Genomic DNA, 10,600 nt, shown 5'->3' on the forward strand with positions numbered 1-10,600 from the left:
TTCCTCCTCCGGGTCCAGCCGGATGCCCACGGCCCATTTCAACAGGCCATAGGTGGCGAAGCCCCCGGCCAGCGCGGTGACAATGCCGAGTCCGGTGCCCAGCAATTGGGAAACAAAGCTGATATTGCCCAGTCCGCCCAATTCCACCTGTCCGAAGACGCCAGCGGCAATACCGCCCCAAGCGCCGCACAGACCGTGCAGCGGCCATACGCCCAACACGTCGTCGATCTTCCAGCGATTTTGGGTCAGGGTGAACATGACGACGAACAACGCGCCCGCCACGACACCCACGGCCAGCGCACCAGCCGGGTGCATCAAATCGGACCCGGCGCACACCGCCACCAAGCCAGCCAGCGGGCCGTTATGGACGAAGCCAGGGTCGTTGCGGCCCAGGATGAGCGCGGCGAGGGTGCCGCCCACCATCGCCATGAGCGAGTTCAAAGCCACCAAGCCGCTGATGGCGTTCAGGGTTTGGGCGGACATGACGTTGAAGCCGAACCAGCCCACGGTCAGCACCCAAGCGCCCAAGGCCAGGAAGGGGATGCTGGATGGCGGGTGGGCGGATATCGCGCCATCACGATGGTAACGACCCCGGCGAGGGCCAAGCACCAGCACGGCACAGAGTCCGATCCAGCCACCCACCGCGTGCACCACGACGGAACCCGCGAAATCGTGGAAAGCCGCGCCGAAGCTGTGTTCCAGCCATTCCTGGAAACCGAAATGCTTGTTCCAGGCGATGCCCTCAAAGAAGGGGTAGACCAAGCCCACCAGGATGAAGGTGGCGGCGAGCTGGGGATTGAACCTGGCCCGCTCGGCGATACCGCCCGACACGATGGCGGGGATGGCGGCGGCGAAGGTCAGCAAGAAGAAGAATTTGACCAGTTCATAGCCATTGTTCTGGGCCAACTGGTCGGCGCCCTGGAAGAACTGGACGCCGTAGGCGATGTAATAACCAATGAAGAAATACGCCACCGTCGAGACGGCGAAGTCGGTCAATATTTTGACCAGGGCGTTGACCTGATTCTTGCGGCGGACGGTGCCCAATTCCAGGAACGCGAAACCGGAGTGCATGGCAAGCACCATGATGGCACCGAGCAGCACGAAAAGAACGTCTTGGCTTTTGCTAATAGTCTCCATAACCGGGCCTCTGTGAATGATGGCGTGCAGCAAGCAAAAAGCGGGCCGCTCGATGATGGGCCGATTTTGTGCCGAAACGGAACGGGCTTGCTCGATATGGTGCGACCAATTGTGGGCCGAAGTGGTGCGCCACGGGTCGTTTGCGCACCACAATGAAATCAGCCGCCGTCATTCAGCCCAAAGATAGACCAGCGATAGCAGCGATTGGGAGGGATGAGGGGCTTACAAGTGTAGGTTTTTGCCTTTTGTCCCCTCCCCCACCGGGAGAAGGTTAGGGTTAGGGGGGATGAAATAAGATTTCTTCCTCAAAACGCGGTTTAGCGGGTAATCATGAGAGGCCAAGCAAGCAAGAAATCCTGTTTTTATCCCCTCACCCCAACCCTCTCCCGATGGGAGAGGGGGTCAAATCCGCGATTTCGTAAAAAACTACACTTGTAAGGAGGGATGAGGGGGGAGGAGGAAAAGCAGCGGCGGCTTCGTCGAAGCCGCCGCATAAGATTGGAATCAGAGGCGGTCGCGGATTCTTCGACCCGACCCTACTTTTTAAACAGCCGACTCGCCAGCCCTAAGACTTTATCCAAGGCATTGCCCGCGCAAGCGCCGACGCCTTCAAAAATGTCCGAGGCGGATTTGCCCTGGCAATGGCGCTTGAAGTGGGAAACCGCGAACGGTGCGCCGAACACGCCCAGAATCATCCCGAAGATGAAGGCACCGGACGAGGGCTGGCTGGCAGCCACGGCGTTGGGCGCGGGAGCCGGAGGTTGCGGTGTTGCCGCCACAGGCTGAACGGCTGGCGAAGGCGCGACACTGGATTGCACCGGAGTCCCGTAGTTATCGGGAACCGCAAGATCGGTCACGCCGGGGATGCTCGGAAACGGCGCGCCGCCCTTGCCGACGATCAACTGGCCCTTCATGCCCTTTTCCATGTGCTGGGCGATATCGCAATGCACCAGATAGGTCCGGTCCTCGCCGGGCAGGATGAGCGTGCCGCTGACCTTGGCCGGGCCGGTCACTTCCAAGTGGAACATGCCCTTGTCGTACATAAACTTGGGCAGGCCGTGCATCATCCATTGATGGCGGACGTGATCCTCGTTGATGAAGTGGACCGTGAGCCGGGTGCAGGGCTTGAACTTCCACTCGTGCTCGCTGAAACCGAACATGGTGCCGGGAAAGTTCTTGGCATACTTGTGACCGGCGTGGACGGTGATTTCCGCGTCCTCGCTGATTTTGTCGCAGCCGGGCGGAATCTTGTCCTTGTTCTGGCCCATCACCATGGCGCCGTCCATGTCCATCAGGTGGCCTTCGCCGTGGTCCATGAACTGGTTGTGTTCGACGATTTCTTCGGCCTTTTCCTCTGCGAAGGCAGGAGCGGCCACCATCAAGGCGACAAGAACCATCCAGGGAGTTTTAGTGAACATAGTCATGGGTGCCCTCAATGCTTGCCTTTGGCCGAAGATACGAACTGGCCTATGAACGCCAACACCTGGGCGCGGTACAGGTACAGGAAGTACGCGGCGACACCCAACAACAGCCCGGAGAAGAGACCATTCCCGGACGTCGAGTCCGTGGCCTGAGCGCTCGGCTGGGCCGGAGCCGCAACCACCTTGGCGGGGGCCGGATTGGTGTCCATGGTGCCAGCCGGGGCACCGAGGCTACCCCAGTCGTCGAACCAGTCCTGCCATACCGGAACCTTCCGCTGCCAATATTCCTTGGTGAAATACGGCTTCAAATCCATGCCGTGGGTCTTGGGGGCACCGTTCTCGTCGATGTAGCCGGAATAGGCGATCAAGCTGATGCTGCCGCCCTCGCCCATGCCGTCGGTGGTGAAGGTCTTTTCCACATGGTCGTGGAACATCCATAAGCCCGCGCCATAGCTGTGCAGGCCGTCGTCGGTGGTATCCAGAGCCAAGTCCAAGCGCTGCGCCGGGGCCAGGCTGTATACGTCGCGGGTGACCTGAGCCGCCGGATTGTGTTCTATGCCGTCGTAATGGGTTTCGGTCGCCTTGTGGCCGTGGGTGTGCAGGGCCATGTGTTCGGTGTGGCCGTTCAGGATGCGGAGCTTCACCTTTTCGTTGGGCTTCACCGCGACGATGGACTCGCGCAGGGTGTAGGGGAACGAGCGGCCATTCAGCAGGAAATAATCGTCGGACGCGTCGGTGATGTCGTATTCCTGGTTCATCGCCTTGGCGATCAAGCGCGGATCGTTGGCCGACTGCGGAATCTGGTGGAGTTCCTTATCCACGGATTGGTAATGGATATCGTATTCCTGGCTGTATTTTTCCAGGACCGCCACGGAGGGATGCCGAACCTGCCCGGCGCCGACGTTGAACACCTGCGGCCAGTTGTTCGGGCGGTTCTCCTCAACGATGAACATCCCCGCTAGCCCCATGGGAATATGGGTATGCGGCTGCACATGGCAGTGGTAATACATGGTGCCCGGCTGCCGGGGACGGATGACGTAGGTCTTGCTCTGGCCCGGCATCACGTCCATTTGGCTGGTCTGGCCGACGCCGTCGTTGCCCTCGCCGCCGTGGTCCATGTATGGGTGATCCACGCCATGCAAGTGAATGGAATGGGGGAAATAATGGCTGTTCTCCAGCACGATCCACACCACGTCGCCCTGCTCCACGCGGATCGGCGCGGAGGGCATCCGCAGCAACGGGTTGGCCTCGGCGCTGGCGAAGCTCTTGGTGGACATGTCGCGGCTCTTCGGCGCGAACACCCAGAAGCCCGGCTGAATGCCCGGCGCGATGTCGAAGGTCGGCACCACGCCCGGGAAGTCGGGCGAGTGGCCGTTGATCTCCATGACTTCCAGCTTGATGATGATGTGATCCGGGTCGCCATCCTTGTCGATGTCGTTGCTCATGGTGACGGCGTCCGCCGCCAGATTCGACGTGTCCATGAGGGTCTGCATGGAGATGTTGTTGGTGCCCTTGACGAAGGCCGCCACGTCGGCGGGATTGTCCGGGTTGCACGCCCTCGATTCCTGAATGGTCACGCCTTCCAGAACTTGTGCCTGGCGCCATTCGGGCGGAGCGCCACTATTGCAAAACGGTTCCGCTTCCCCGGGTTGGACTTTCGCGGTCGGCGGCGCGGACACAACCGCACCCGCTAGCCCTGAGAACGCCAAAATCAAGGAGCCGGGCAAGAATGCGAGGGAATGTTTCTGCATAATGAATACCAGTGGAAACGGGATGAAAGGAAGGCTCTGGCGAGCCTTCCGATGTGGCGCTTGGGCCAGCGATCCCGTGGAAAGTTCCTTAAGCCTGCTTGCTGCCGATGACTTTATCAACGGCGTTTTTGAAGGAAGCGTTCGAGAGATAGGTGATGTAGCCAGCGGCGATCAGGACCACGCCAATCACGATGTAGGTGTTGGTGGACAGGCCGGACTGGGCGGCACCCACGGCGAAGCCGATATGCGCGTCCACCTTCTGCCCTTCGTTGACCAGGGTGATATGGGCCAGATATTTGCTCGAGTCGGTGAAATTAACGGTGGTGTTGAAGGTGCCGGTCGGGTGGATGCCCGGCGGTTGGTAGTAAACGCGGGTGCCTTCCGGTTCCTTGGTGATTTCAAATTCGACCGTCATATTGCGCAGGGCTTTACCCTCATAGTCGAATACCAGGATCGTACTGCCCAGTTCCGGAATCGAGTTGCAATATTCGGTGGTGCCGGTCAATTGCGGTTGATAGGCCGTGAAATGGACCAACTGCGAACCGATCTGTACCCGGCACTGGTCGGTGTCCACGCTGGCGCCGCCGTGGGCCCAGGCGGTCATGGGGAGGGCGCTGGAAACCAGCATGCTCAAGGCGAGCAGCCCTTTCTTCAGGAAATTGGATTTACGCATAACTCTTCCCTCGCTCGATGGATTTTTTAGTGATTGTTATAGTCACTGAGTGAAATTGAGCCTGCCTGTGGAGGCTCAATTATTTTCCTTGCGGCTCCGGATGAAGCCCGGGACCGCTAGGAATATACATAAGCGGGCTGGCATATACAACATTTGAGTGCTAGCCCGCCAGTGGCCTGAATGCCCCGTTTTCAAGAGCGAATCTGGCCCAAAACGCCGTTTTTTAGGCCCATTTCGTCTGTCGGCAATCTGGTTTTTTTCTGGGTGCCGGATTAGCCGAAGGCTTGATCGATACCGAGCAGCCGGTCTAGTTCGCCGGCCCGGTCCAGCCTCGATAGATCGTCGAACCCGCCCACATGGACGTCTCCAATATAGATTTGCGGCACCGTCCGGCGCCGGGTTCGCTCCATCATTTCCAGCCTTAGCGCCGGCTCCAGGTCCACCCTGATCTTTTCGATGTCCGTAATTCCCTTCTTTATTAATAAGCGTTCCGCCATCACACAAAACGGGCAGATGGCGGTGCTGTACATAACAACTCTCGGCATGGGGCTCACATCAGGGTGAAAACGCCGTCTCCGGGACTAAATCGGAGGACCGGTCGCTTGTTGCGGGTGGATTGGTATTGGTTGAATACGTATTATATTAGAGGATTCTAACATAGCTGGAGACTCCCAATGACCACCGAAAGCTTCGTCCGCATTTTCGCCGGTTCCTTCGTGCTGCTGTCCTTGGCGCTTGGCGTCGAAGGCAGCCCGCTGTTCGTCAGTGAATATTGGCTTTGGTTCACGGTTTTCGTGGGCGCGAACCTATTGCAAAGCGGGTTCACCCGGTTCTGTCCGCTGGAAATCGTCCTTAAGAAATTGGGCGTCAAAGAGGGTTGCGCCCAGCGCTGAATCGCCCATTCAATAATGCATGACGCTTCAGAAGCCTGTCCGCTTTTCCAAAGACTCCGGCGGGTATTTGCCCGCCGGTGCTGTCCGATGCGTCCCCGAAGATTGGCCTTCCTTTCAGCGGCCCGGCGCTCCTTTCCGGGCTTTGAAAATTTCGTAAACCGCACCATTGGAGAGCGAGACCGCGTATAAGTTCCCGTTCGGCGCGGTGCGGAGATCGGTGACGACGCCGAAGTTTTCTCCGGCGAGCAGGGATTGGCTCTCGGTCAGATCGAACTTGCAGCGGTTGTCCGCCACGCGATCCTGAAGCGCCGCGCCGCGCACCGCCACGTTTTGTCGGTTGGCGAGCAAATCGAAGCGCAACAGGAATCCGCCCCGCACATTGGCGGCGGCGGTGCCCATGAACAAATCGCCCGCAAAGGGCTGGCCCAGGCCTGATCCTGCCGCGAAGCCAATGGCCGCCGGGGCGATTTCGTATTTCCAGCTAAACACCGGGTCGCGATAGCTGGCTCCCGGCACGCTGAACAGACGCCTTTGAGCCGCTTGCCTGGTGCTGGCGAGGCCGTCCGCCGACCAGCGCAATTGCTGTAACCCAGCGGACGCCCGATTGGCGCAAGTGCCGGGTGCCGCGCCGGTTTCGATGGCCTTGAATTGGCCGATTCGTTTGAGCGGTCCCGCCCACTGCGCCCAGCCGCCGTTCATGCCGGGCTTGACGAGATTGAGTTCGCTGAAAGCATCGTCGGCATTCTCCGCCAGCCACAGCCGCCCGCCCTTGGGATCGAAGGCCATGCCGAAGCTGTTGCGGTGCCCATAGGAAAACACCTTTTGCAGCATCGCCCCGGCCTCGCCGTTCCGCGCCGCGCCCGCCACGAAGAACGGGTTGTCGGTGGGCGACGTGCCGTTGTCGTTGACCCGCAAAATGACGCCGGACAGATGGGCACGATCCGGCGCGGGGCCACCGTAGGCATCGTCGGCCACCGCCGTGCCAGGGCAAGCCGTGGTCGGGCCACACGCGAGGTTCTGCGTTTCGCCCCGCCGCCCCAAGTCGCCCACGAACACATAGAGCTTCTCATCCGGGCCAAACGCCAGCACGCCCCCGTTATGGTTGCCTGCGGCCGCCTGCCCCGCGTCCTCCTGCAAGGCGCGTAGCTTGAGGATATTGCCGGGGTACAACTTGCCGTCGATGACATTGCCGATGTTGTCGTCGCGGACCAGGCTGGCACCGTCCCACACATAACGGTCCACCCGATTGCCGAGCAGCGGCGTCTGGCTGGGTTCGGAGGAGTCGGCGGCGGTCGAGCTTTCCGTCCAGAACAAATACACGTAGTGATTGCTGGCGAATGCCGGGTGTAGCGCGATGCCCAGCAAGCCGCGCTCCGACGCCGAATTGACCGGCAAATCCAGCACGGTTCCGGTCACCACGCCGTTGGTGACACGCCGCACTTGGCCGGTGTTTTTTTCCAGCACCAGCACATCGTCGGGACCGAGAAAGGCCAGCGTGGTCGGATTGTCCAAGCCGGAAGCCACCGTGCGGACGCCCAGCTTGGGGTCGAGCATCCGGGGATCGGCCAGCGCGTCGGCGGCCATTGAGAAAAGCAGCGGGGCCAGGGGCAAAAATTGGTGCCCGCGGGTAGCCTGCCGTTTTGCGTGATGGGCGGAAATGGGGCGGGCGGGCGCGGCCATCCATGATCTATTCGTCGGCATAGGTGTCTCTCCGTTAATTCCATTTAAGCTTGTCTTTTCCGCCGCGCCGGTCTCCGAGACGGATCCCGGAATCCGGGAACTGCGGGGATAAGAGCCGGTAGATTAAACCGTTTGCCGGATGGGCGGGAAGCACCCCGCCACCCATTGGTTGTATCGGGTCGGTGGAGTACGCTGCGCGTTGCCTTTCGGACCGCATTGGGCGCCAGAGCGCCTTCGGATTGGAGGACGGTGGGAGTGGGCTTTAGCCCACCGCTCCAGCGCGGCATGATCGCGGGCTAAAGCCCGCTCCCACGGCGAGTTGCGCTATCCTAAACCATCCAGTGCCAGAAGCATTTCCACGCCAGAGGGTTAAATCAAATGAAAAACCGACTGCAACGCTATTTTGAATACTTCCTGATCGGCGTCTTGGGTCTCCTGCCCATCGTCATCATCATCCAAATCGTCATCTATATCGAAGTCTTACTCAGGGATTTCGTGCTGAGTATCTATGGCCGTTACGAGAACGTGTTATTCCCCGTCATACTGTTCGCGATGGCAATTTCCGTTCTCGTCTATGCGGGTTATTTGCTCAAGCAGGACAAAGCCTACCTGCTTTACTTCCTGGAGAAGTTCATCAACCGGATACCCCTGCTAGGGACGATATACCGGGTTTCCAAGAAAATCCTCAACCTGTTCCGGGGCGACGAAGAAGGCCGGTTGCGGGAAGTGGTTTATATCGAGTATCCCAAGGATGGCCTGTGGGTTCCCGCCTATGTCACCAACCGGGTGGGTGAGCAATTGATCGTTTATGTCCCCACCTCGCCCAATCCCACCTCCGGCTTCACCATCATCGTGCATGAATCCAAGGTGATTCATTCGGATATGAGTATCGAACAGGCGTCCAGCTTTGTGATTAGCCTGGGCGTTGACTTACCCAAGCCCGATGAAACCACCCGCCTGAGATTGCCCGTTCCTTCCGCCGGAGAAACGCCCTAATGAAGCCCCCCGCCGAAGCCTTGAGAAAACGGCTGGCCCGGCCCGGCATTCTGGTCATGCCCGGCTGCCACGACGCCTTGTCCGCCCGCCTGGCCGAAGAGGCGGGCTTCGAATCCGCGTTCATGAGTGGCTTCGCCGTCTCGGCGGCGCGGCTGGCGCTGCCGGATACGGGCTTGATTTCTTATGGGGAATTGGTCGAGCAGGGCCGGGATATTTGCGGGGCCGTGTCCATCCCCATCTTCGGTGACGGGGACACCGGCTTCGGCAACGCCATCAACATCAAGCGCACGGTGCGGGGCTACGCCCGCGCCGGGTTCGCCTGCGTGATGCTGGAAGACCAGGTGGCCCCCAAGCGCTGCGGCCACACCCAGGGCAAGGCCATCGTGAGCCAGGACGAAGCCGCCATGCGCATCCGGGCGGCGGTGGACGCCCGCGACGCCGGGGACGACATTCTCATCATGGCCCGCACCGACGCCCGCGCCACGGACGGCATTGACGAAGCCATCGCCCGTTGCCAGCTATTCCGGGCATTGGGCGCCGACATCGCGTTTCTGGAAGCGCCGGAGAGCGTCGGGGAAATGCGCCGTTACTGCGCCGAAGTGGACGGGCCGAAAATGGCCAACATGATCGAACAGGGCAAAACCCCGGTGCTATCCCCCGAGGAGCTACAAGTCATCGGCTACCAAATCGCCGTATATCCCCTGACCTTGTTGAATGCCTCGATTGTGGCGATGCGGCTGGCGCTGGCGAAACTCAAGCGGCACGAGAAGCCGGACAACATCATGGACTTCGAGGCGCTGAAAGCGGCGGTGGGATTTCCGGGATATTACGAGGAGGAGGAGCGGTATAAGTTTTGAAATTAGAGCGTGGGCAAAGGCCGACTCGGCTTTGAAAACCGAGTCGGCCTACGTGAAGCGGCGTAGCTTACCCGGCGTCCTCGTTCCACATCGTGCAGTCGCGGTCTTCCGGGTGCAGCAGGTCGCGGCCTTCCGGCTTCATGTGCCAATAGGACTGGTCGATGGCGGACTCGGCATAAGTCGCCTTGCGCTCATGGAAGAACGGGCACCAGAAGTTCTCGACGGCCTTCACCAGATAGGTGGACCATTCATACAGGCCCACGCTCAGGGGGCAATAGAAATTGCAGTTGAACTGCCAGAACGCCTTGACGTTCGACCAGGGTGCCGTCGGGTCCATCTTGAAGACGATTTGGTCGGACAGCTTGCTATAACGGTAGCTGGAACCGGCGGGAACGAACTCCCAATAACCCTTGATGTTCTTGGCGCCCATGACGCGCAGATGGGCGTACAGCACCCAGGCGCCAATCAGAACGAACGGCAGGGAAACCACCAGCGGAAGAAAAATCAGCATTGATCCGGCGTACCGGCGCCAAGCGGGCAGAGAAGAAAAACGCTTGCCAATGGCGACACGATGGGTCGAACACTGCTCACACGCCTTGGGAGATGCACTCATGACAAGAATACCTTCTGGGGTTGTTATAGTTTGGAATAGCTCGGCGGAGGGCGGGGAACGCCGTTCCTGATTCCGAGGTGTTTCAAATGAGAGCCGACATTTTACCATTCCAAAACCGATACTTGGGAACAGCCCTTCAGGGATGGGGCGATGAGCCGCCGCCAAACGCCCCGCCCAAAAACAACCCCACCGCCCTGCCCGCCCAATCGTCTATCTCCTCCCGTGTCGGCGTTTCCTCCAATCCCAACTGCAAGCGCTGGAAGCGCTCCCCCCGCAGGCAATTGACGAACTGTCCCGCCAAAAACAACGGCTCCATGTCCCGCACCCGCCCGGCCCGCTGGTGAAGCGCGAAGAACCGCGCCAGCCGGTCCAGCGTGCGCTCCGGGCCTTGAGCGTAGAACTCGGCGGCCAGTGCCGGAAAACGGTGGGCCTCCGCCATCAGCTGGGCGCGGAGCCGGATCATCTCGGGCCGGGTCAGCCGGAACAGGAATTCCCTCGCGAACTCCAGCAAGGTTTCTTCCAGCGGCTTGGCCTGCGTCCAGTCGGCGGGCAGGGTGGCGACGAACATATCGCTGTAAT

At 60.1% G+C, this 10,600-nt stretch carries 11 protein-coding genes; 3 read left to right on the forward strand and 8 right to left on the reverse strand.

Going from position 1 to position 10,600, the window contains the following annotated elements:
* The 5 genes from ACXWUF_RS11400 to grxC form a co-directional block, all read right to left on the reverse strand.
* A partial coding sequence (locus ACXWUF_RS11400) for an ammonium transporter (protein WP_458494802.1) occupies positions 1-1,137 on the reverse strand: 1,137 nt, incomplete at its 3' end.
* 536 nt (positions 1,138-1,673) lie between these two features.
* Positions 1,674-2,561, reverse strand: a complete 888-nt coding sequence (locus ACXWUF_RS11405) for a copper oxidase (protein WP_458494803.1) — start codon at positions 2,559-2,561, stop codon at positions 1,674-1,676.
* A gap of 8 nt (positions 2,562-2,569) precedes the next feature.
* The gene (locus tag ACXWUF_RS11410; protein WP_458494804.1) at positions 2,570-4,309 is read right to left on the reverse strand and encodes a multicopper oxidase domain-containing protein; all 1,740 of its coding nucleotides are present in this window, start codon (positions 4,307-4,309) and stop codon (positions 2,570-2,572) included.
* An 88-nt stretch (positions 4,310-4,397) separates the two neighbouring features.
* Positions 4,398-4,982 carry a hypothetical protein gene (locus ACXWUF_RS11415; protein ID WP_458494805.1) on the reverse strand — a complete coding sequence of 195 codons (585 nt, stop codon included), beginning with the start codon at positions 4,980-4,982 and terminating at the stop codon, positions 4,398-4,400.
* 272 nt (positions 4,983-5,254) lie between these two features.
* A complete protein-coding gene (grxC, locus tag ACXWUF_RS11420; RefSeq protein WP_458494806.1) occupies positions 5,255-5,512 on the reverse strand; it encodes a glutaredoxin 3 in 258 nt (85 codons plus the stop codon).
* Between the two features lie 144 nt (positions 5,513-5,656).
* Here grxC and ACXWUF_RS11425 point away from each other — a divergent pair, with 144 nt between their 5' ends.
* Positions 5,657-5,875 carry a YgaP family membrane protein gene (locus tag ACXWUF_RS11425; protein ID WP_458494807.1) on the forward strand — a complete coding sequence of 73 codons (219 nt, stop codon included), beginning with the start codon at positions 5,657-5,659 and terminating at the stop codon, positions 5,873-5,875.
* A 114-nt stretch (positions 5,876-5,989) separates the two neighbouring features.
* On the opposite strand, the gene ACXWUF_RS11430 is transcribed toward ACXWUF_RS11425, so the two are convergent.
* Entirely contained in the window at positions 5,990-7,459 is a 1,470-nt protein-coding gene (locus tag ACXWUF_RS11430; protein WP_458494808.1) for a PQQ-dependent sugar dehydrogenase, read from the reverse strand.
* 474 nt (positions 7,460-7,933) lie between these two features.
* Here ACXWUF_RS11430 and ACXWUF_RS11435 point away from each other — a divergent pair, with 474 nt between their 5' ends.
* Together ACXWUF_RS11435 and ACXWUF_RS11440 are read left to right on the forward strand one after the other, a co-directional pair.
* Positions 7,934-8,551, forward strand: coding sequence for a DUF502 domain-containing protein (locus ACXWUF_RS11435; protein WP_458494809.1), 618 nt, complete (start codon positions 7,934-7,936; stop codon positions 8,549-8,551).
* Complete coding sequence (locus ACXWUF_RS11440) at positions 8,551-9,408, forward strand: isocitrate lyase/PEP mutase family protein (RefSeq protein ID WP_458494810.1); 858 nt, start codon at positions 8,551-8,553, stop codon at positions 9,406-9,408. Before ACXWUF_RS11435 ends, ACXWUF_RS11440 begins: the two co-directional genes overlap by 1 nt.
* 67 nt (positions 9,409-9,475) lie before the next feature.
* Here ACXWUF_RS11440 and ACXWUF_RS11445 read toward each other — a convergent pair whose 3' ends face one another.
* Positions 9,476-10,021: a hypothetical protein gene (locus tag ACXWUF_RS11445; RefSeq protein WP_458494811.1), complete on the reverse strand. Its 546-nt coding sequence runs from the start codon at positions 10,019-10,021 to the stop codon at positions 9,476-9,478.
* 136 nt (positions 10,022-10,157) lie between these two features.
* On the reverse strand, positions 10,158-10,600 hold a 443-nt coding region (locus tag ACXWUF_RS11450; protein WP_458494812.1), incomplete at its 5' end, for a TetR/AcrR family transcriptional regulator C-terminal domain-containing protein.

This window comes from Methylomagnum sp., from assembly GCF_054333355.1.

Excerpts from the sequence above, each read along its gene's own strand:
- ACXWUF_RS11405 (WP_458494803.1), bottom strand. The coding sequence starts at position 2,561 with ATGACTATGTTCACTAAAACTCCCTGGATGGTTCTTGTCGCCTTGATG.
- ACXWUF_RS11410 (WP_458494804.1), bottom strand. The coding sequence starts at position 4,309 with ATGCAGAAACATTCCCTCGCATTCTTGCCCGGCTCCTTGATTTTGGCG.
- ACXWUF_RS11415 (WP_458494805.1), bottom strand. The coding sequence starts at position 4,982 with ATGCGTAAATCCAATTTCCTGAAGAAAGGGCTGCTCGCCTTGAGCATG.
- grxC (WP_458494806.1), bottom strand. The coding sequence starts at position 5,512 with ATGTACAGCACCGCCATCTGCCCGTTTTGTGTGATGGCGGAACGCTTA.
- ACXWUF_RS11425 (WP_458494807.1), top strand. The coding sequence starts at position 5,657 with ATGACCACCGAAAGCTTCGTCCGCATTTTCGCCGGTTCCTTCGTGCTG.
- ACXWUF_RS11430 (WP_458494808.1), bottom strand. The coding sequence starts at position 7,459 with ATGGCCGCCGACGCGCTGGCCGATCCCCGGATGCTCGACCCCAAGCTG.
- ACXWUF_RS11435 (WP_458494809.1), top strand. The coding sequence starts at position 7,934 with ATGAAAAACCGACTGCAACGCTATTTTGAATACTTCCTGATCGGCGTC.
- ACXWUF_RS11440 (WP_458494810.1), top strand. The coding sequence starts at position 8,551 with ATGAAGCCCCCCGCCGAAGCCTTGAGAAAACGGCTGGCCCGGCCCGGC.
- ACXWUF_RS11445 (WP_458494811.1), bottom strand. The coding sequence starts at position 10,021 with ATGAGTGCATCTCCCAAGGCGTGTGAGCAGTGTTCGACCCATCGTGTC.